Consider the following 19,925-nt stretch of genomic DNA (forward strand, 5'->3'; position numbering starts at 1 on the left):
ATCCAACTCAGCAGCATCCACACCAAGATCATCCCGCACGAGATCAACAACTAACAAAGCCCTACTAAGCGGCTGCGCCGCTTCAAAGACAAAACGCCCTCAAGCCCACAGGCTCCGTTCAGTAGCGGCCCGGGGAACCTAGTTCTTCCTGCTCGCGATCTGCCGGGGTGACCCACACGTAGTGGTTCTCCGACTTCGTCAGCACCGCCAGCATGTCGTCGTGCAAGGCCTGCAACTGCTCGGCCGTTCGCGCCGAGAAGCGGCGGGCCGCAGCGATCGTCGCCGCTTCTTCAGGAGCCAATCGCTGCAGGAGCAGGACGTCCGCTTCCAGAGCCGCGTTGGCCCGCTGCGGCGTGAACCGGTGCAGCACCATGACTCTCGTCTGCCACGGCGCGGGTTCCGCCGGCGACGGCGGTGATTCCGCGTCGTACAGGGACAAGACCGGGGCGTCCGCCGATGCCACGACTCCCGCCGGAGCACCCGGTTCCAGCACCGCGACCCGGTCGGCCCGGCCGGTCGCCGCCTGCCCCAGATCCGCCCAGCCCGCCGGTTGGTCGGTGAACACGAGCACCTTCGCGCCGAAGCGCAACGCCCGGTAGGCCAGCAGGCGCGCCGCCCAGGACGCGCCGACCAGCGCGATCGACACCGGTTCCGGCTGGAACAGCGTCATCGTCACCGGGAAGCCCGCCTGGTTGCGGCCCAGCGGAAAACCGAACGACGTGCCGGTGAGCTGCAGCAGGTCCAGTTCCCGCTCGGTGGCCCGGTGCCGGCCGATGTCCAGCCGAGGCACCGAACGCTGCTTGCGCGGCCGCCAGCCGCGCGGCTTGCGCACCACCACGGTCGGCGTGTCGTCTTCGCGCGGGCCGGGCCCGCCGGGTGGCAGCGGCGCGGCGACGGCCTGCGCGGTCGCCACCGGCGCCGACACGGCGGCTGCGTTCGTCAGCACCGCGCCGCCGGCCTGCTGGTTCCACTCCGACGAACCGAGCGCCGGCGCGAAGGCCGTGTCGTCGGCGTCCTGGTTCTTCGGGAGCCGAACGGGCCCCGTCGTCTCCGGCGGCTTCGCCGCCGAGATCACCGGAACTCGCTTTGCCGCAGCGGGTTCCGGCGCCTCCGGCCGCGCTGCCGCGGGCGGCGCAACCGCCGACTGCGTCGGGTACTGCCCCTCGTTCACCGCGCCCCTCCTCCGGTCGGCGCCGAAGCGTACACCGCGGGTAGCTGTTGTCCGTCCAATCTGGACAGTCGGCCGCCCGCGTGCTCGACGAGTCGCGCCGCCAGTTCGCAGGTCTGCTCATACCGCTGCGCATCTGCGGCCACCCGGACCAGCCCGGACAGATCGGCGCCGCGCTGCCCCGGCTCCAGCACGATCGAGATGCTGACCTGCGCGTCCGGCACCTCCGCCAGCGCCGACAGCAGCAGCGCGCCGCGCTCCGGGTTCGGCCACGACCGCATCCAGAAGCAGCCGTGCCGCAACCTGGTGGAGCGCCAGGAATCCCACTCCTCGCGCGGCTGGACCGGCCGCCGGTCCGCCGGCTCGGCCAGGTCGCAGGAGCGCACCAGCGCGTCGAGCAACCCGCTGGCGTCGAGGGCGCGAGCGCGCAGTCCCCTGCGCCGCAACAACCTCTCAACGCGCCTGGTCAGTTCGGCGAGCAGCACCGGCACGTCCGGATCGCTCCGGCTGTCCACTGCCGACGCGGCGACCGCCTGGGCATCCAGCCGCACCGCGATCCACACCACGTGATCGCGCAGGTTCGTGCCCTGCAACGGCGCGCTGTGCAGGACGACCTGCACCACCACGCCGGGCTGATCGGTCGCGATCCGCGCCAGCTCCGCCATCGGAACCGGCGGCCGCGGACCCTCGTCGGCGGCGACCTCCAGCACGGCGAACCAGCCCGCGCCGTCGCTGCCCATGCCCAACCGCGAATCTTCTTGACCCGCAACGCCTTCCACGGTCAGATCGGGAGCCAGCTCGCAAAGCGCGGACAGCCGCGGATCGTCGCGGCGGGCGGCGACGATGCCTCGTCGGCGGCGGAACCGCAGGCGAAGCCAGAGCATCTCGGTCCACCACTGTTCGCCGCGCCGGCCGAAGGTGGCCACCGCCGCGGCAACTCCGACCAGGCCGCCCACGATCAACGCCCACAACGCCTGGAACACGACGAAGCACAGCGCGAGCTGCACGACTTCGAACGCCAGCAGCCGGGTTAGGCTGACCGGCCCGATGCGGCCCGGCCTGCGCTGCGGGCGGAACCACGCGTCATCCCGCGAACGGCCGAACGCGCTCGATTTCGGCGGTGCGCTGGTCTGGCTTGTCATCGAAGGTGGATCCCTCCCACGCGGCAAGGCTATCCCGACCACAGCGACGCGGACAGTACCCGATTCGACACCAGCCGTACCCGGACCGCACCACACCGCCGCCGAAATCCCGGCTCCAGCCGCACAGCCAGCGAATACGCCGCAGACAAACCGGCGATCCGCACGTCAGCGCGCTGCCAGCACCGTTCGGCACGCTGGGCAGGGCGTGCACCCGTGTCCGGAAGGCTTGGCAGGTGGCGGCCCCGCTGCTCGACATCGACGACGTTCCCGGAACCGAACGGCCTTCGGCGGCCGTCGATTCGGTGCGCCTCTACCTGGCCGGGATCGGCCGGACCGAACTCCTCGACCTGGCCGGGGAAACCGACCTGGCCGAACGCGCGGCGGCCGGACTCCACGCCGAAGAAACCCTCGAAGTCCCGGGTCTGCCCGCCGCGCGCCGCGTCGAGCTGCAGGCCGTCGCCGACGACGGGCGCGCGGCCAGAACCGCGCTGGTGGAAGCGAACCTGCGGCTGGTGGTGAGCATCGCCAAGCGCTACACCGGGCGCGGCATGCCGCTGCTCGACCTGATCCAGGAGGGCAATGTCGGGCTGCTGCGCGCCGTCGAGAAGTACGACCACAGCCCGGGATTCCGGTTCGCCACCTACGCCACCTGGTGGATCCGCAAGGCGATCAGCCGGGCGCTGGCGGCCCAGGCGCGCACCATCCGGCTGCCGCTGCACCTCACCGAACAGCTCACCCGGATGGCGCGCGTGCGGCGGGATCTGACGGCGAAGCTGGGCCGGGCACCCAGGCACGACGAGCTCGCGCAGGCGCTGGACATCCCGGTTCGCCAGCTGCTGGAACTGTTCTCGGTCGCGCAGGAACCGCTCAGCCTGGACCAACCCGCCGGCCCGGACGGCGGCACGCTGGCCGACCTGCTGACCCGCCCCGACGACCGCGAAGCGGCGGGAATCCAGTTGCTGCGCACCGAGATCGAAGACGTGCTCGGCACGCTCAGCCCACGCGAACAGCAGGTCATCCGGCTGCGCTGCGGGCTCGACGACGGCCGGCAGCGCACGCTGGCGGAGATCGGCCACGAGCTCGGCGTGACCCGCGAGCGGATCCGCCAGTTGGAGCACCGAGTCCTGCGGAAGCTCCGCGAACCGGCCCGAGCGGAACGCCTCCTGACCTACGTCAGCTGACCCGGCTCAGGCACCGTTCCGGCAGGCCACGGGGCCGTGAGTCTTTTGGGTTGCTATAGAGCCTGTTTCCAAACTCGTTCTGCGTGGCGGTGCGGGTGGCGGAACCTCAGAGGCCTTCTCGCTGTGGGATCCCCGACATCATGAATGGCCAATTCACCACGTCGGGGCTGTCCTCGCGAGAAGACCTCTGAGAACCCGCGGCGGTGCCGGTTGCGTGGGTGGGCTAAGCGGCTGCGCCGCTTCAAATACAAAACGCCCGCGTTACCACATCCGCACGTCACCACATCCCAAACAGCCTCTACAGCCGCCCAAAAGACTCACGGTCCCGATCGCTACTCGCGGCCGGCCGCGGTGAAGCTCATGTCGGCGTAGCGGGTGCCCGCGACCTTCGACGAGATCGGCTCCAGGAGCGTGAGATCCGCCGCCGTGAGCGTCAGGTCCGCGCCGCCGAGGTTCTCGTCGAGCCTGGTGCGGCGCCGGGTGCCCGGGATCGGGACCACGGCCAGGCCGTCCTGCTGCGCGTACAGCCAGGCCAGCGCCACCTGCGCGAGCGTCGCGTCGTGGCGCTGCGCGACCTCCCGCAGCGGCGCCAGGAGTTCGGCGTTGCGGGATGCGTTCTCGCCGGAGTACTGCGGGAAGTTGCGCCGGAAGTCGCCGTCCGGCAGCTTCGCGGCGTCGGCGAACGCCCCGGTGAGGAAGCCGCGCCCGAGCGGCGAGTAGGGCACGAGCGCCACGCCGAGCTCCTTGGCCGCCGGCACCGCGGTGTTCTCGACGTCGCGGTTGAACACCGACCACTCGCTCTGCACCGCCGCGATCGGGTGCACCGCGTGCGCGGCGCGCAGCTCGTCGCCGGTCACCTCGGACAGCCCGAGATGGCGCACCTTGCCCTCGGCGACCAGCTCCGCCATCGCACCGACGGTTTCCTCGATCGGCACCGTCACGTCACGCCGGTGCATGTAGTAGAGGTCGATCACGTCGATGTCCAGCCGCCGCAGGCTCGCCTCGGCCGCCGCGCGGACGTAGGCCGCGTCGCCGCGGAAGCCGCGGTAGTTCGGGTCGTCGGCCTTGCGGACCAGACCGAACTTGGTGGCCAGCACCAGCTGCTCGCGATGCGCGTTCACGAACGGCGCGAGGAATTCCTCGTTGGCGCCGGAGCCGTAGATGTCGGCGGTGTCGAACAGTGTCACGCCGCGCTCCAGAGCGTGCTCCAGCGTGCGCCGGGCCTCGTCCTGATCGGTCGGGCCGTAGAACTCGCTCATCCCCATGCAGCCGAGGCCCTGCGCGCCCACCACCGGGCCGGATCCCAGCTGAACCTGCCGCAACGTCATCTCGTTCCCCTTCGATCGGCTGCCATCAATGCTGGTCCTCGTCGCGGCCGCGCGGCAGGGCGCGTTTCTCCTGGGTGTGGCACACCCAGGCTGGTGGCGTGGCAGCATCGGCGAGGTGAGCAACGAGCTGGGCAGCTTCCTGAAGGCGTGCCGGGCGCGCCGGAAGCCGGGCGACGTCGGCATCCCGGCCGGGCCCGGGGTGCGGCGGACGCCGGGCCTGCGACGCGAAGAGGTCGCGGCGGTGGCCGGGATCAGCATGGACTACTACACGCGGCTGGAGCAGGGCCGCGAGCGGCACCCGAGCGAGGCGGTGCTGGACGCATTGGCGCGGACACTGCTGCTGGACGCCACCGAGCGGCAGTACATGGGCAATCTGGCCAGGCACGCCGCGGGAAGCCGGAATTCGGCACAGCCGGATGCCGAGCCGGTGCGGCCGACGGTGCTGCGGCTGCTCGACATGGTCGGCGAGGCCCCGGCCTACGTGCTCAACGGCGGAAACGACATGGTGGCGGCGAATCCGGCGGGCCTCGCGCTGCTCGCGGGAATCGACCAGTGGCCCGCGCGACGGCGCAACACCACTCGCTACCTGTTCCTGCACCCGGCGGCCCGGACGCTGTTCGTGAGCTGGCGCAACGTGGCTCAGGACTCGGTCGCCGACCTGCGCGCGACCTTCGGCGACAACCCGGCCGACCAGCGGCTCGCCGCGCTCGTCGAGGAGCTCACCACGAAGAGCGAGGAGTTCCCGGCGATGTGGGCACGCCACCAGGTGCAGCCGAAGTCGGCCGGCGTGAAACGGTTCGACCACCCGGCGGTGGGCCGGATGGACCTGGACTACGAGGTGCTGGCGGTGCGCGGCGGCGACCAGCGGATCGTCATCTACCAGGCCGAACCGGGCACCCCGCACCACGACGCGATGACGCTGCTCGACATCGTCAGCCGCCGCGAAGAGCCGCACCGCACACACCACGGATAATCCGCCGCGGTCGATCCCGGAGCTGAAGTACGGTCGGTTCGTGCTTCGACCTGACTACCCGATCAAGACCGATCGCCTGCTGCTGCGCCCGTTCACCGCCGGAGACGCGGCGGACGTCTGGGCCTACCAGCGCCAACCGGAGGTGGCCCGCTACCTCCTGTGGGAGCCGCGCGACCACCGGCAGACGCAGGACTCCGTCGAGCAGATGGCCGGGGAGACCGAGCTCGGCGCCGAAGGCGACTGCCTCAGCCTCGCGGTGGTCTCACCGGAGCTCGACGCGGTCGTGGGGCAGGTCGAACTCGTCTGGCACAGCGAGGAGCACCGGCAGGGCGAGATCGGCTACATCTTCAACCCCGATCACCAGGGCAAGGGCCTGGCCACCGAGGCCGCCCGCGAAGTCCTCCGCCTGGGCTTCGAGGGCCTCGGCCTGCACCGGATCATCGGCAAGTGCAACGCTCTGAACACCGCCTCGGCGAGGCTCATGGAGCGGATCGGCATGCGCCGCGAGGCCCACTTCGTCCAGAACGTGGTCGTCAAGGGCGCCTGGCGCGACGAACTCGTCTACGCGATCCTCCGATCCGAGTGGCGGCAACGGGTTTGAGCCGCGCCGGTCAGTCGAGGGCCTGGTGGACGGCGTGCGGAAGTCGGCGAAGTGTTTCGGCGACGCGGGCGAGCCCATCGCGCGCTGGGTCAACAGGATGCCGATCAGGTCCTCCGCCGGATCCCCGAACGCGAGCGTGCCGAGCCGATCCAGCCGAACCGACCCGGCGTGCGACCTCGTGCATGCGCGCGAGGCGCGCCTTCGCAAAGCCCACTGCTCCTCCTGAACCACCGCCGCCGGTCAGCCGCCGCGAGCACTTTCGGGCAGCAAGACGGCCCGAAGGCGAAAACTCCCGCTCTGCACGTATCGACCAGGTTTCAGATCGGAGTTCATCGGTGCCGAAACCGCCGAACGGTGGGAAGGTGTAGCCGCAGTTGATCAACCGAGGAGACGATGATCCGACGCGCCCCGCGGCGAGCTGCCCGGGGCTCGTGAGTGCTTTGGATCGCCATAGCAATCCAAAACGCTCACGAGTGCTTGCGGACCACTGGCAGGGTCGGTGATCAACCGCGAACCCCACAGGTCCACTTAGGACACCAGTTCCGGTTTTTGCGAGGTAGCGAACCCTTGACTGCCAGGAAGCTCCACTGGTGGCGAGCCGCTGTGGTCACGGCGAGCGTCACCGGGCTGCTGACCGGCGCAGCCCACACTGCCCTCGGCGCCAACCCGGCCACCGCGCCCCGAACCCCCGCCGCACCCGACACCGTCGAGCAGCGCGCCTTCGAATCGGCCGCCGCCGAGTTCGGCATCCCGATGCCGCTGCTGATGGCGACCTCGTTCCAGCTCACCAGGTGGGAAGACCACAACGGCGAGCAGAGCGTGGCCGGCGGCTACGGCCCGATGCACCTGACCGACATCGACCCCGAGGAGCTCCGCAGCGAGAACCCGAAGCTGCAGAAGCTCGGGGACCACCCGACGCTGCACACCCTGACCGAGGCCGCGGCGCTGGTGGGCCTCCCGCCGGAGCAGGTGAAGCGCGACCCGGAGCAGAACATCCGGGCCGGTGCCGCGCTGCTGGCCCAGCGCGCCAAGAACCTCGGCGAGGGAGACCTGCCGAACAACATCGGCGGCTGGTACCCGGCGATCGCCGAGCTCAGCGGCAGCCCGCAGGCCAGCGGCGCGCAGTCCTTCGCCGACGACGTCTACGACGTGCTCGGCCAGGGCCGCGCCCGCACCACCTCGACCGGCCAGCAGCTCGCGTTCGCCAAGATCCCGGAGGTGCTGCCGGACCGGGATCTCAGCGGCACCAACCTGAAGAACGTCAAGGACGCCCCGCTCGGCCCGAAGCCGGAATGCCCGACCGAGCTGGACTGCCGCTACATCCCGGCGGCCTACGCCCCGACCGATCCGCAGGACCCCACCGGCGGCTACGGCAACTACGACACGGCGAGCCGGCCGAAGGACGTCAAGATCGACTCCATCGTCATCCACGACACGGAGACCTCGTACCAGACGGCGATCTCGGCGTTCCAGAACCCGGCGCACGGCGCGGCGTCGCACTACATCGTCCGCTCCTCCGACGGCCAGGTCACGCAGATGGTCCCCACCAAGGACATGGCGTGGCACGCCGGCAACTGGGACCGGAACATGCGCTCCATCGGCATCGAGCACGAGGGCTTCGCCGCCGAGGGCGGCAAGTGGTACACCGAGCAGATGTACCGCTCGTCGGCTGAGCTGGTGAAGTTCCTGGCGGACAAGTACGACATCCCGCTGGACCGCGAGCACATCGTCGGCCACGACGACGTCAGCGCCGACAACCCGGCGAAGGCCGGCGGTGAGCACTACGACCCGGGCCCGTTCTGGGACTGGGCGCACTACATGAAGCTGCTGGACGAGCCGCTGGACGGCGACACCGGCGGCGACGACGTGGTGACCATCTTCCCGCGGTTCGACGCGAACCGGCCGGAGGTCGTCGAATGCCCGAAGGACGAGCCCTGCCGGACCCTGCCGGCGCAGGGGGCGAACTTCCTGTACCTGCACACCGAGCCGCGCGATGATGCGCCGCTGATCGGCTCGCCGACGGTGCACCCGGACGGCTCGCCGGGCACGACCAAGATCGAGGACTGGTCGGCCAAGGCCAACACGGGCCGGCAGTACGCGGTGGCGGAACGCTCGGACGACTGGCTGGCCATCTGGTTCGACGGCAAGAAGGCCTGGCTGCACGACCCGGACGGCAAGAACACGGCACCCGCCGACGGCGCCGATCTGGTCACGCCGGTCCGGGACGAGATCCCGACCTACGGCCTGTCGCTGCCGCAGCCGGGCGACTACCCGTCCGGCATCGACGCCCGCAAGATCAAGCCGCTGCCGTACAAGGTGCCGGCCGGTCAGGTGTACGTCGCGGGCGAGGAGACCAAGGCGCTCGACTACAACGTGGTCTACGACGGGCTCAACGACCCGAACAACCACGAGGTGATCGTCGGCGACGAGGTCTACGTCCCGATCTCGTACAACTACCGCTGGGTCTACGTGAAGGAATCGGACCTCAAGTCGGTCTGACGATCCCGGCGGAGCGCCCCGTCCGCGGGGCGCTCCGCCGATCGCCTAGTGTTGCCCGTGCTCTTGCAGGTGGCGTTGGAGATCGTGCAAGTGCTCGTGCGTCTCGCAAATCACGTCGTCCTCCGCGCAGTGGTGGTGGTTCCGCTGCTGAAGAGCGAGCTGCGCCGCCACCGCAGGCGCCGGACTGACCGCGAACGCAGCCGGGGCGAGGCCGAACAGGAGCGGCACCGCCAGCGCGATGCCGAGCGATCCACGCAGAACAGTACGCATCACCAATGCTCCTTCGGTTGATGTTCGCCGAAACCGGAGATCTCGGCACTTTCCGAACCGAACGGCTGGAAATCGGCTCCGCCGATCGAGCCTACGCGCCCGCGCACACCGAATCCCGAGCCCAAAGGCCCCAGTCCCCTGTGGACATCCACCGCGGTTCCCAGATGATCCCTGCCGCGACATACTGGCGGAATGAGCGTGCGGACCCTGGGACTGATCGGATCGGCGGCAGGCGGCGTGGAGCAGATCCGCCCGGCCCTGATCGAATCGGCCATCGTGGTCTACGACGGGCTGAACGACCCGAACAACCACGAGGTGATCGTCGGCAACGAGGTCTACGTCCCGATCTCGTACAACTACCGCTGGGTCTACGTGAAGGAATCGGACCTCAAGTCGGTCTGATGATCCCGGCGGAGCGCCCTGCCCAGCGGGGCGCTCCACCGATCCTGCTGTCGACCACCTAGTGGTGCCGGTGTTCTAGCAGGTGGTGTTGGTGCTCGTGCTCGTGCACGTGCATCTCGCAGATCACGTCGCCCTCCGCGCAGTCGTGGTGGTGCGTCTGCTGAGGGGCGAGCTGCGCCGCCACCGCAGGCGCCGGACTGACCGCGAACGCAGCCGGGGCGAGGCCGAACAGGAGTGGCACCGCCAGCGCGATGCCGAGCGATCCACGCAGAACAGTACGCATCCCCGATGCTCCTTCGGTTGATGTTCGCCGAGACCCATCTCGGCACTTTCCGAACCGAACGGCCGGAAATCGGCTCCGCCTATCGACCCTACGCGCCCGCGCACACCGAATCCCGAGCCCAAAGGCCCCAGTCCCCTGTGGACATCCACCGCGGTTCCCAGATGATCCGTCCCCCGACATACTGGCGGAATGAGCGTGCGGACCCTGGGACTCATCGGATCGGCGGCAGGCGGCGTGGAGCAGATCCGCCCGGCCCTGATCGAACCGGCCATCGCGCGGGGCTGGCGGGTCGCGGTGACGCTCACGCCCGCGGCCGGCGCGTGGCTGCGGGCGCTGGGCGAGGTCGAGCGGATCGAGCAGGTCACCGGCCTGCCGTGCCGGGTCGAGCCCCGGCTGCCCGGTGCCGGCCGACCGCACCCGCCCATCGACCGCTACCTGGCCTGCCCGGCGACGGCGAACACGGTCGCCAAGCTCGCCCTCGGCCTAGCCGACAACCAGGCCCTGACCACGCTGGGCGAGGCGATGGGAACCCCCGGGATCCCGGTGGTGGTGTTCCCGAAGATCAACGTCACGCAGGTCCGCCACCCGGCGTGGAAGTCGCACGTGGAAACTCTGCGCCAAGCCGACGTGCAACTCCTGACGGGCGACGACTACTGGCCCCTGCAGGGCCCCAGGAACGACCAGGCCCTGGAAATCCCCTGGCTCAAGATCCTCGACGCGGCGCTCAACGACCGGGCCTGAGCCCGATCCTCAGCGCCCGTGCTGCTGCTGATCTTGCTGTTGCTGGTGTTGTTGCTGGTGCTCCTGGCAGACCTGGTCGTCCGGGTTGCACTCATCGGTCTGCTGCTGCGGGGCGAACTGCACCACCGCAGGCGCCGGAAGGGCGGCGAACGCGGCCGGGGCGAGCGCAGCGGCTCCGGACAGGAGTGGCAGCGCCAGCGCGAGGCCGAGCGAACGGCGCAGAACAGTACGCATCACAGATGCTCCTTCGGTTGATAATCGGCGAGGCCCGCGAAACTCCGCTGGACGAACCTGGGCCCCGGTATGTTCCGACCGAATCGCTAAACCCGGTTCTGCCAAGAAACGTTACGCGCGCACACGCACCGAACCCGGAGGCCAAAGGCCCTCGAAAACCAGCCGTGAACGTTTGAGGCACGCACAAGTTGGGGTGACGCCAGTGGACGACGACTTGACGCTCGCGGACGTGGTGGACAGCGCCATCGGCAGGTGGCAGCGGATGCGGAGCGAGTCCGCCAGACAGGTGGCCGACCGGGACTTCCGGACCTGGCTGTTCGAGACCCTCCCGGAGCAGGCGGCGAGCGCGGGCCCGTACGACCCGCGCGACCACGCCTTCATCGTGTACGAGACCGTGACGGCGCTCTACCGCGCCGGCGACATCGCCGACTCGTTCCTGCTGCTGCGCTGGTACGGCGTGCATTATGCGCACCACCCGGACCCCGAACTGGGCGCGCGGGTGATCGACATGCTGACCGACCTGTGCGCCTACACCGGGCAAGCCGATGCGGCGGGCAACGCCGCCGCAGCCGGCGTCCTGCGCGACGTGGTGGACGCCGTCCGCGGTCCGGTGGACGTCCGGGTGGAGCGCGCGCTGTGCCGGGCGCTGGCGATCCATGCACACCTGCGCGGCGATCACCTCTCGGCAGGCAAAAACCTGTCGAGCAAACGCGAGGAGCAAGCGGCGCTGTGGACGGAGATCTTCCGGCGGTACCGGCACAACGCGGATCCCGAACTGCGCGGGAGAGCGGCGCAGGGCTTGTACAACACGGCGCTGGTGTCGCTCCAGGAAGGCGACGAGAAGGCCGCTCGGGAGAAGTTCGACGAGCTCCTGAAGTCGTTCGGCCGCGATCGCGGCGGGAATCCCGACGTGGACGAATGGCTCAGCCGGGCAGAGCACGCGGGCGCGGTGCTGGACGGGTTCGCGGTCGGCGAGCCCGAGCTGAACCTCGACTACCTGCGAAAGCAGCGCCACTGGGACCGCAGGAGGCGGCGCAGGGGCTTCGGCCTCCCATGGCTGCTGGCGGGCGCCCCGCGGAACCACATGGCCAAACTCGTCCGCGCCGCCAGGGAGAAGCACCTGAGCTCGGTCGGCCAGGTCCGGAGCTGGCTGTGCTCCGGCGAACCGTTCGTGCTCCTGCTGCGCAACTTCGGCCTGGCCGAGGAGTCGGGTATCTCGTCGACGCTCGCGTCGGTCCTCGAGGATCCCGACGATCCGCAGGGCGACTACGTGCAGACCATCGTGTACCGCGACTGCGGTCCCGCACTGGCGGAACTGGAACTCGCGGTGCCGATGATCACGGTGGCCAGCACGAAGGCCGGCGAGCTGGAGCTGTCGTCCGCGTTCGGCCAGTTCGTCCCCAAGACCGCCCTGTACCTCCCGGACGCGACGTGGTTCGAAACCGTCGCGACGCTGATCCCGCTGGCCACGCAGATCATCGTCTGGGCGGCGGAGCTGACGCCCGCCCTGGCCCAAGAGATCGCCTGCCTGGAGGAACACGGGCGCACGGCCGACACGCTGATCATCGTGGACGAACCGCCCTCGACGATCCAGAAGGCGTTCCTGCCGCGCAGCGGGAACGAGGTGCTGACGACCAACCACCCGGCGCTCGCGGCGTTTCCGAACGTGGTCGACGCACGGGAGTTCAAGAACCTGGGCGTCGCCGATTCCCCGCCCCTCCAACAACTTCTCAACGCACTGGAGGCGGCCCGCGCGGTCCCGATCGAGCAGCGCATCGAAAGGATCAGGGCCCACCTGACCTAGGAGGTCGTTTCAGGATGGTGCGCGGGCACGCGTGAGCATTGGCCGTCCGGGCGGAGCAGGCCGGAGGGCAGAAAGCCCTTGGTCCGCCCCGCTCGCCGGGCGCAGTCTGGCGCTGTGCCCGAGGAAGCTGCGGTGAACTTCGAGACAGCGCTTGCGGAGCTTGCGGCTTTCCCGCTGGTGGAGGCTCTTTTCGGCCGCCGCTCGCGGCGTTTCGCCTTGGGCGATGAGATCCCGGATGGCCCGCTCGCCTACCGCTCCAAGCACGATCCGGTTTCCCTCACGGACCTCGAGCGGATGCTCGTGCTGAGCGCGATGGGCGGCACGACCGGTTGGCACTACTCGATCACCCGTCACGCCCGCTACGCGCCACATGTCTCGAACTACGCCGGTGGGGCCGCCGGACGCACCTTTCCCTCCGCGGCGGGATTCCACACCGCCGAGTTGTTCTTCACCGACGACTCCGGCCTCTACTTCTTCCCGACCCGCGACGCCGGCGCGCTGGTCGACCCGGCCGTCGAGGAGGTCACATCGGAGCTGATGGTCGAGCGGCACCGCGAGCGGCTGCGCCGGCTCTCGGCCGGGCGGCTGCACCTGCCGGCGGAGGAGCCTTACCTGGAGGGGCACAACACCTGGTGCGTCAACGTTCCCGGCTCGTTGCTGGTCATTCCGGTGGCGGACATCGCCCAGCACCTCATCGCCATCCTGTGCTTCTTCGCCCAGAACGGCTACGCGATCTACGACGATGTCAACGGCCGCAAGCTGCCCGGGCTGGAGGAGTTCGGCGGGCTGGTCGACGTCGAGGAGCCGTTCCCGCTCACCTTCACCGAGCAGTACGCGCTGACCGAGGCGACCGCGGAGTTGGCGACCGCCTGCTACGCGGGCGTGCTGATGCTGCAGGCGATGGGGCTCGGGGGCTGGATGTTCGACGGGATCGACCGCTTCTCCATGCTCGGCGCCTCGGGCGATCCCAACGTTCCCGGCCTCGGGTTCCGCTACGACGAGGACGAGCGCTGGCCGACACCCAACCCCACCGGCCGGGAAGGAGTCTTCGAGGCCTACTGCCCACCGCGATACCGCAACATGGCGGCGGCGGTCGAGGCCTTCGCCGGACGCAAGTTCGGGCCCGGCGGGCCGTTCCACCGCGACACCCCGGGAGCCTGGACCGACAGCCCGGGTTTCCGCGGAAGCGCCCCGGTGCACGACGACGAGTTCAAGGCGTGCGTCGCGCTCCAAGCGCAGTACGTCCTGGACACCTTCGGAAAGTTCCCCGGGACGGTGCCGACGGTGTTCATCATGAACTACGTCCAAGCGCACCACCTGGACCTGGACTTCTACGACCGCTTCTTCAAACCCGGCGCATACCTGCGAACACATGCCACGCACATGCAGAAGTGGCACGGCGAAGAAGAGAACCTCTGACCATGGCCTCAACGCGATGGTCGCACGCAGCACTCTCAGACCTGGGCAAGTCCTCCGTCGACGAAGAGCTCGGCACCGGTGGTGAAACTGCTGGCATCAGTCGCCAGGAAGAGTGCGGCTGCGGCCACCTCGTCCGCGTCTCCCACCCGGCCGAGGGGCATGCCGGCCAGGAGAGCGTCCTTGAAGTCGGTCGCCTGAGCCGGATCGGTCACGACGCCGGAGAACATCGGAGTTTCGACCGGACCCGGGCTGATCGCATTGACCCGAATACGGCGCCCAGCCAGCTCCATCGCCCAGGTGCGCGCGAAGCTGCGAACGGCGGCTTTGGTGGCGCCGTAGACGCTCGACGCCGCTGAGGCCTTGGACGCGGCGATGGACGCCGTCAGGATGACCGACGCACCATCCGACAACAGCGGCAGCGCCTTCTGCACCGTGAACAGCAGCCCCCGGACGTTGACGCCGAAGACACGGTCGAAATGCTCCTCGCTGACGTCTTCCAGCCGCGCGATCTGGGTCACACCGGCGTTCGCGAACAGCACGTCAACGCGGCCGCTGTGGTCCCTGACCCGGGCGTAAAGGCGGTCGAGGTCCTCGAGCGAGGACACGTCGCTTCGCACGGCGATGGCTTGTCCGCTGCCGTTCTCCGTGTTGATCGCCTTCACCGTGGTGTCCAACTCCGCCTGACGTCGACCGGTGACGAACACGGTCGCCCCTTCCAAGGCGAAACGCCGGGCAGTGGCCGCCCCAATACCCGCGGAACCACCGGTGATCACGGCGACCTTCCCATCGAGCTGCCCCATGAGACATCCCTCCCCCGCCGATGCTCCCCGTGCCCGAACCCCGGTCGCATGGGCCCTTCGCCCTCAGAACACATGTGCGCGATCCACAACAGATCCGCCGGCCGGGTACCGATGAGTGACCTTCCTGGAGTTCGTGAGTTCTGCGGAGTAGCCGAGGATAAGGTGGCAATTCAGCCCCGGCTGCACATCGACGTCAACGCCACCGACCGCGATCAGGACGCCGAGCTCGAACGCCTCCTGAAGCTCGGGGCGCGCCCGGCCGACATCGGCCAGACCGGCGAGGAGCCCTGGCACGTTCTTGCCGACCCCGAGGGCAATGAGTTCTGCCTGCTCAAGGCCCGCCTCAACCCGCTCTGACGGGTCTGTGTCCCTGGTGCGTCCCTAGGAGTCTTTGGCATCTCTCTCGAGGTATGCGGCGAGGTTCGCCAACGAGGAGGCCAGCCCGGCAGCGTGATCCTCGGCGGAGATACCGTCGGGGACGCCGTCGGCACGGATCTCCACACGCGTACCGGTGTCGACGGCGGCGACCTCCCAGGTCATGGTCATCGTGCCCGCGTAGGAGGGGTCGTCAGAGACGAATTCGACCGCCTGCACCACGCGTACGCCGGGGACGATGTCGACGAATCGTGCTTCGACAACGTCGGAGTCGGGCGTGGCCTTGGCCGGGACACCGCTGAAGCGCTAGAGGCGGCACTCGGTACCGGAGCCGAGTAGTTATGTATGGGAAAAGTGCGGCTCGGCGTACATCAACACAAAACCCCAGGCCGCGTGACCTGGGGTTTTGGCGGGTCGCCAGGGGATCGAACCCTGAACCCGCGGATCATGTTTCCACAGTGGACAACGTTTGCCGTTGCCTGCCAACACCCTTGATTACCTGCACAAACGCCGGGTGCTCACTTCTCATCGTTTGCCGAAGTTTGGCGTTGGTTTCCGCTGATTCGTGGCAATTAAGCGGCAACCTGATTCAGGACTACAGGCAGGCAACCGCAGCACGGCATGTGCCCCCAGTCGCGGAGGATCGCCTGAAGAGCCCTGACAGTGCTGTTACGTCACTGCTTGGCGAGCTTGATCAGGTCAAAGAACTTGGGGAGTGCCTCCTGCTTGCCATTCACCTTGAGTTTGCCACTGAAAAAGAACCTCGCGTGCTGGCTCGGGTCGTCATAGATCTCGGAGAAGGTCGCGGAATCCAACATGAGCACGGCGTCGTAACCATCATGCAGACCTCCCGGAACGACCTTGGGATCCCGCGTGTCGAAACCCACTCTCCGCCGCCATCGCCATTGATCGCGACGTTGTACTTGTAGCCGATCTCGCGTACTTCCTTCGCGTGGCGCCCAAGACCGGCGCCGAAGTCTTCGTTGAACCACTTCTGCACGTCGACAGCCATCAGTTCTCCACACTCCGGTTCCGGTGCTTTCGGGACAATCTCCACGATGGGTCACAGGTCATGACTGCCGCTACCGCACGCCCACCAACGTGGCGTCCAGGCACACCGCTGCATGACACCTAGCGGAGTCCCATGCCTCCGGGGGGCTACGCCGACGAATCGAAAGAACGCCGACAGGCACAGATCGCAGACCAACACGAAGACGTCGAGCGTGCCGTCGAAGCCCCGACCGGAACCGACGACGAAGCCGGGTAGCAGCACATGGGCTAAAGCCTGCTGGGCTAAAGCCTGCCCGGTGCGGGCCATCGTCGATGCTGGTGTGACGGCGCCGGATGTTTCTCCAGATCGCGATCTCGGGGTGCATGTCAGGCGCCTTGGCTGGGTGGCGCCTGACGCGATCCGATGGCGACTCAGGCCATCGGCTGGCTACGCCTGAGCCTTGGAGAACCGCCAGGTGCCGGTGCCGGTGCCCCGGTCGATGTAGGCGGTGGTGGACACTCCGTACTTGCTGCCGGTGGCGTTGGGGTCACTGCTATTGGTGTCCAGGAAGCCGCCGTTCCAGTCATCCCAGCCGTTGAGGAGGTGGACCCGGTCGCCCTCGCGGACCTTCGAGTCGACGGGGGACGACGTCTCGGCGAAGACCCGCCATCTCCCGCTGCCATCGGCTCGGTCCTTTCCCGGCGAGGTCGACACTCCGTACTTGCTGCCGGTGGCGTTGGGGTCACTGCTATTGGTGTCCAGGAAGCCGCCGTTCCAGTTATCCCAGCCGTTGCGGAGATAGACGGCGTCACCGCTGATCACCTCCGCCCCGACCGGCTTTCCGGACGCCGAGGTGATCTCCCAGGTCCCGGTTCCCGATCCCCGCGTCGGCGTGGGCGCGGTGGACACTCCGTGCTTGCTGCCGGTGGCGTTGGGGTCACTGCTATTGGTGTCCAGGAAGCCGCCGTTCCAGTTATCCCAGCCGTTCTGGAGGTGAACCTTGTCGCCGTACTTCAGGATGTTCGCCATCGAGTTCCTCCGGGGTTGTTGGGTGATCCGGGCGACCTGGCCTGCGGTGATCAGCCTGCGCGGTCGCTCGGCGTGATAGGTCACGGCCACGATTTAACGCCCGATCAGTGCCTCACAGCTCCCGAATACTCCTCAGCCACACCACCGAGACACCAAGACCCCTCATGTGACTGAGGCCAGGACAGACCTCCAGATAACAAAAGGTCAGCACCCCGCCCCATACGGCGTGAGCCATCGCCACCACCTCCTTCGCCGCGGGGTGTCGTGATCGAAGTCCAGCATCGAGCCCGGTGACGAGGGCAGAGGCGGCGGTCGTCGCTACGGCTGGTTGAGCGCCTTTGTGGCGCCGAGCAAACCCGCCTCGTGATCGCGCTTAATCGGCGTTGGCTGGGCCGATGGTCAGCAGTGGCCGGGAGTGGCCATTGGGTGGGGCTCGCCGATGAGCTGGCCGCCGGTTTCGATCCAGGCGTGGGCGGCGAAGGGGTGGGTGCGCACGCCAGTGCAAGAGCGACACTTTAGCGACCCGCACTAATTCCGTGCATGTGTCGCTTGCGTCATTACTTCGCCGCCACGAACGTGCCCCGACCATGGACCACCACGACCACGCCACGCTCGGCAAGGTCCGCAACGGCGCGTCGCACGGTGCCGCGAGCTACGCCGTAGATCTCGGCTGGCTCCAGCTCGGTCGGCAAGCGCGAACCTCCTGACAAGATGCCCGCGGTGATGTCGGCGTCGATATCGGTCGCCACCTGCGCCCACAGCGTCGCAGGGCCGTCGTGGTCGATCCGGTCGCGCCGGTGGAGTTCGTGGGCTCCACGAAGTAGCTGAGGAAAAGCGGCAATTTAGCGGCGACCAGGACTCGGCAACAAAGAACCCCAGGCCGTTTGACCTGGGGTTTTGGTGGGTCGCCAGGGGATCGAACCCTGAACCCGCGGATTAAAAGTCCGCTGCTCTGCCAGTTGAGCTAACGACCCGCGTGCCCAAGGTTACAAGGTCCGGGCGATCTTGTGCGGTACCGGTCGCAGCTTCTTCGCCGATGAAGGTCACACCCACACCCCTCGTGCCCTGCCGTGAGGGGTTTCCCCACGGCTGTGGCCCTTGGCCGCCGCAGCGGCCGGGGGCTGCCTACGTTCGTCGCCGCGCTGCGCCCGTTGCCGGCCGGTTCCGGGGGCAGCGCAATCTTGTGATTACATCACTGCAGGTCAGGCGGTTTTGAAAAATTCTTTCGGCCGATTGACAACCTCGGCGGGCGGCACACGTCTTTCGGGGCAAAGGGGAACGAAACAGCTTTACGAAGGGGACACCATGCTGCTCAACCGGACTCGGACGCTCGGCGCGATCTCCGGACTCGTCGGGGGCGCCCTCCTGCTCGCCGGATGCGGCCAGCCGGCTGCCGCGCCGCAGAACACGCAGGGCACCGCGTCGGACGCCTCCGAGTCGGCCGCCGGGATCGCCCCCGGCGAGTTCCACCCTGGCCAGTCCGCCGGTGAAGGCAAGTCGACGAGCGACTCCAAGCCCGCCGCCGGCACGACGGCCGGTGGCCAGGCGTCCGGCAGCGGCCAGCGCACCACGGGTGCCAAGTGCACCTCCAGCGACTTCAAGGTCGACCTGAACGTTCAGCCCGACCGCCCCGGCGTCCTGCTGATGGCCGTCACCAACAATTCGCAGAAGGTCTGCGACCTGAACGGCTGGCCGACGGTCACGCCGCTCGACATGTCCAACAGCACCGGCGACGTGCCGACCCAGCAGGTCGAGATCCCGGGCGGCCCGACGGAGTTCAGCCTCGACCCGGGCGAGACCGGCTTCGCCGGCGTGCTCATCGAATTCGGTGACAAGGGTGACTCGAACACCTTCGTCGCCACCGGCTTCCAGGTCGGCGTGCCGGGCGCCAGCGACGCGGTGAACACCAACATCATCGGCACCGACGGCACCAGCAGCGAGAACGGCGGGCTCTACGCGGAGTTCCCGATCAAGTCGATGAAGGTCGGCACGCTGCAGCCCGCCGCCCAGGGCGTCACCGTCTTCGACTGATCCTGGCGGGTTCGCCGGTCGGCGGCAGGGGAATACGGGCAGTCCCGGTGACGTTCCACGGGCGCCGTTGACGCTGACGTTAGGAGCGCTTCAATGCCGCTGACCGGCGAATATGAACCCAGCCCGACGGAGTGGGTGCGCAACCAGGTCGAGGAGTACGAAGGCTCGGGTGGCACCAGGGGCACGACGCTGCGCGGCATGCCGGTGATCGTCCTGACCACCAAGGGCAACAAGTCCGGCAAGCTCCGCAAGAGCCCGCTGATGCGCGTGGAGCACGAGGGCTCCTATGCCGCCGTCGCCTCTCTCGGCGGCGCGCCGAAGCACCCGGTCTGGTACTACAACGTGCTCGCGAACCCCACCGTCGAGCTGCAGGACGGACCGTCGCGGCGGGACTACGTCGCGCGGGAGGTCACCGGGGACGAGAAGGCGCTGTGGTGGTCGCGCGCGGTCGCCGCCTTCCCGAACTACGCGGAATACCAGGAGAAGACCGCGCGCGAGATTCCGGTGTTCGTGCTGGAACCGGCTGCTTAGAGCGTGTCTCGTTTCGCGAGTTTCTTGAAGCAGGTGAGGGCGGCGGCGAGGGTGAGGAAGGCGCAGAAGTGGTTGGCATAGCGCTCGTAGCGGATGGTCAATCGCCGGTAGCCGAACAGCCAG

Annotated in this window: 21 protein-coding genes, 1 tRNA gene and 3 pseudogenes; 11 read left to right on the forward strand and 14 right to left on the reverse strand. The window is 68.5% G+C overall.

Features of this window, described 5'->3' with window-relative positions:
• Positions 1-118: 118 nt before the first annotated feature.
• Both AB0I53_RS45970 and AB0I53_RS45975 read right to left on the reverse strand, forming a co-directional pair.
• Positions 119-1,171, reverse strand: coding sequence for a hypothetical protein (locus AB0I53_RS45970; RefSeq protein ID WP_358616536.1), 1,053 nt, complete (start codon positions 1,169-1,171; stop codon positions 119-121).
• On the reverse strand, positions 1,168-2,310 hold the full coding sequence (locus AB0I53_RS45975; protein WP_358616539.1) for a type VII secretion protein EccE: 1,143 nt from the start codon (positions 2,308-2,310) through the stop codon (positions 1,168-1,170). Before AB0I53_RS45975 ends, AB0I53_RS45970 begins: the two co-directional genes overlap by 4 nt.
• A 233-nt stretch (positions 2,311-2,543) precedes the next feature.
• Between AB0I53_RS45975 and AB0I53_RS45980 the strand changes: the two genes are divergently transcribed.
• Positions 2,544-3,491: a sigma-70 family RNA polymerase sigma factor gene (locus tag AB0I53_RS45980; RefSeq protein WP_358616542.1), complete on the forward strand. Its 948-nt coding sequence runs from the start codon at positions 2,544-2,546 to the stop codon at positions 3,489-3,491.
• A gap of 332 nt (positions 3,492-3,823) precedes the next feature.
• Here the strand turns inward: AB0I53_RS45980 and AB0I53_RS45985 are convergent, their stop codons facing one another.
• The gene (locus AB0I53_RS45985) at positions 3,824-4,819 is read right to left on the reverse strand and encodes an aldo/keto reductase (RefSeq protein WP_358616544.1); all 996 of its coding nucleotides are present in this window, start codon (positions 4,817-4,819) and stop codon (positions 3,824-3,826) included.
• Between the two features lie 115 nt (positions 4,820-4,934).
• On the opposite strand from AB0I53_RS45985, the gene AB0I53_RS45990 reads away from it, so the two are divergent.
• The 3 genes from AB0I53_RS45990 to AB0I53_RS46000 all read left to right on the forward strand — a co-directional run bounded on the left by AB0I53_RS45990 (position 4,935) and on the right by AB0I53_RS46000 (position 8,892).
• Positions 4,935-5,792, forward strand: a complete 858-nt coding sequence (locus AB0I53_RS45990) for a helix-turn-helix transcriptional regulator (protein ID WP_358616546.1) — start codon at positions 4,935-4,937, stop codon at positions 5,790-5,792.
• A gap of 40 nt (positions 5,793-5,832) precedes the next feature.
• Entirely contained in the window at positions 5,833-6,393 is a 561-nt protein-coding gene (locus tag AB0I53_RS45995) for a GNAT family protein (RefSeq protein WP_358616549.1), read from the forward strand.
• 567 nt (positions 6,394-6,960) lie between these two features.
• Positions 6,961-8,892: a peptidoglycan recognition family protein gene (locus AB0I53_RS46000; protein WP_358616552.1), complete on the forward strand. Its 1,932-nt coding sequence runs from the start codon at positions 6,961-6,963 to the stop codon at positions 8,890-8,892.
• Positions 8,893-8,937: 45 nt separating this feature from the next.
• On the opposite strand, the gene AB0I53_RS46005 is transcribed toward AB0I53_RS46000, so the two are convergent.
• On the reverse strand, positions 8,938-9,162 hold the full coding sequence (locus tag AB0I53_RS46005) for a hypothetical protein (protein ID WP_358616554.1): 225 nt from the start codon (positions 9,160-9,162) through the stop codon (positions 8,938-8,940).
• 192 nt (positions 9,163-9,354) lie between these two features.
• Here AB0I53_RS46005 and AB0I53_RS46010 point away from each other — a divergent pair, with 192 nt between their 5' ends.
• Positions 9,355-9,564 (forward strand): hypothetical protein, encoded by a 210-nt coding sequence (locus AB0I53_RS46010; protein ID WP_358616557.1) that lies wholly within the window; start codon positions 9,355-9,357, stop codon positions 9,562-9,564.
• 58 nt (positions 9,565-9,622) lie between these two features.
• On the opposite strand, the gene AB0I53_RS46015 is transcribed toward AB0I53_RS46010, so the two are convergent.
• Positions 9,623-9,847: a hypothetical protein gene (locus tag AB0I53_RS46015; RefSeq protein ID WP_358616559.1), complete on the reverse strand. Its 225-nt coding sequence runs from the start codon at positions 9,845-9,847 to the stop codon at positions 9,623-9,625.
• Between the two features lie 189 nt (positions 9,848-10,036).
• On the opposite strand from AB0I53_RS46015, the gene AB0I53_RS46020 reads away from it, so the two are divergent.
• Complete coding sequence (locus AB0I53_RS46020) at positions 10,037-10,588, forward strand: flavoprotein (protein WP_358616562.1); 552 nt, start codon at positions 10,037-10,039, stop codon at positions 10,586-10,588.
• 9 nt (positions 10,589-10,597) lie between these two features.
• On the opposite strand, the gene AB0I53_RS46025 is transcribed toward AB0I53_RS46020, so the two are convergent.
• Entirely contained in the window at positions 10,598-10,822 is a 225-nt protein-coding gene (locus AB0I53_RS46025; protein WP_358616565.1) for a hypothetical protein, read from the reverse strand.
• A 202-nt stretch (positions 10,823-11,024) separates the two neighbouring features.
• On the opposite strand from AB0I53_RS46025, the gene AB0I53_RS46030 reads away from it, so the two are divergent.
• Positions 11,025-12,626: a hypothetical protein gene (locus AB0I53_RS46030; RefSeq protein WP_358616567.1), complete on the forward strand. Its 1,602-nt coding sequence runs from the start codon at positions 11,025-11,027 to the stop codon at positions 12,624-12,626.
• A gap of 132 nt (positions 12,627-12,758) precedes the next feature.
• Positions 12,759-14,045, forward strand: coding sequence for a hypothetical protein (locus tag AB0I53_RS46035; RefSeq protein WP_358616570.1), 1,287 nt, complete (start codon positions 12,759-12,761; stop codon positions 14,043-14,045).
• A gap of 35 nt (positions 14,046-14,080) precedes the next feature.
• Here AB0I53_RS46035 and AB0I53_RS46040 read toward each other — a convergent pair whose 3' ends face one another.
• Positions 14,081-14,845 (reverse strand): glucose 1-dehydrogenase, encoded by a 765-nt coding sequence (locus tag AB0I53_RS46040; protein ID WP_358616573.1) that lies wholly within the window; start codon positions 14,843-14,845, stop codon positions 14,081-14,083.
• Positions 14,846-15,025: 180 nt separating this feature from the next.
• Between AB0I53_RS46040 and AB0I53_RS46045 the strand changes: the two are divergent.
• A pseudogene (locus tag AB0I53_RS46045) lies at positions 15,026-15,202 on the forward strand (VOC family protein); the annotation flags it as partial.
• 24 nt (positions 15,203-15,226) lie between these two features.
• On the opposite strand, the pseudogene AB0I53_RS46050 reads toward AB0I53_RS46045, so the two are convergent.
• From AB0I53_RS46050 to AB0I53_RS46075, 6 genes and pseudogenes are all read right to left on the reverse strand, one after another.
• Positions 15,227-15,466 (reverse strand): annotated as a pseudogene (locus AB0I53_RS46050) (SRPBCC domain-containing protein); the annotation flags it as partial.
• Positions 15,467-15,894: 428 nt separating this feature from the next.
• Positions 15,895-16,107, reverse strand: a complete 213-nt coding sequence (locus AB0I53_RS46055; protein ID WP_358616576.1) for a hypothetical protein — start codon at positions 16,105-16,107, stop codon at positions 15,895-15,897.
• Between the two features lie 551 nt (positions 16,108-16,658).
• Complete coding sequence (locus tag AB0I53_RS46060; protein ID WP_358616579.1) at positions 16,659-17,324, reverse strand: hypothetical protein; 666 nt, start codon at positions 17,322-17,324, stop codon at positions 16,659-16,661.
• A gap of 315 nt (positions 17,325-17,639) precedes the next feature.
• Entirely contained in the window at positions 17,640-17,735 is a 96-nt protein-coding gene (locus tag AB0I53_RS46065; RefSeq protein WP_358616582.1) for a lasso peptide biosynthesis protein, read from the reverse strand.
• Between the two features lie 62 nt (positions 17,736-17,797).
• Entirely contained in the window at positions 17,798-17,989 is a 192-nt protein-coding gene (locus AB0I53_RS46070) for a GntR family transcriptional regulator (protein ID WP_358616585.1), read from the reverse strand.
• A 149-nt stretch (positions 17,990-18,138) separates the two neighbouring features.
• Positions 18,139-18,214, reverse strand: a tRNA-Lys gene (locus AB0I53_RS46075).
• Positions 18,215-18,545: 331 nt separating this feature from the next.
• On the opposite strand from AB0I53_RS46075, the gene AB0I53_RS46080 reads away from it, so the two are divergent.
• On the forward strand, positions 18,546-19,271 hold the full coding sequence (locus AB0I53_RS46080) for a DUF4232 domain-containing protein (RefSeq protein WP_358616587.1): 726 nt from the start codon (positions 18,546-18,548) through the stop codon (positions 19,269-19,271).
• 93 nt (positions 19,272-19,364) lie between these two features.
• Positions 19,365-19,802, forward strand: coding sequence for a nitroreductase family deazaflavin-dependent oxidoreductase (locus AB0I53_RS46085; RefSeq protein ID WP_358616590.1), 438 nt, complete (start codon positions 19,365-19,367; stop codon positions 19,800-19,802).
• Here the strand turns inward: AB0I53_RS46085 and AB0I53_RS46090 are convergent.
• Positions 19,799-19,925: pseudogene (locus AB0I53_RS46090) on the reverse strand (IS5/IS1182 family transposase); the annotation flags it as partial. The gene AB0I53_RS46085 and the pseudogene AB0I53_RS46090 overlap by 4 nt on opposite strands.

Origin of the sequence: Saccharopolyspora sp. NPDC050389 (genome assembly GCF_040655595.1) — a bacterium.
Classification (GTDB): Bacteria; Actinomycetota; Actinomycetes; order Mycobacteriales; family Pseudonocardiaceae; genus Saccharopolyspora.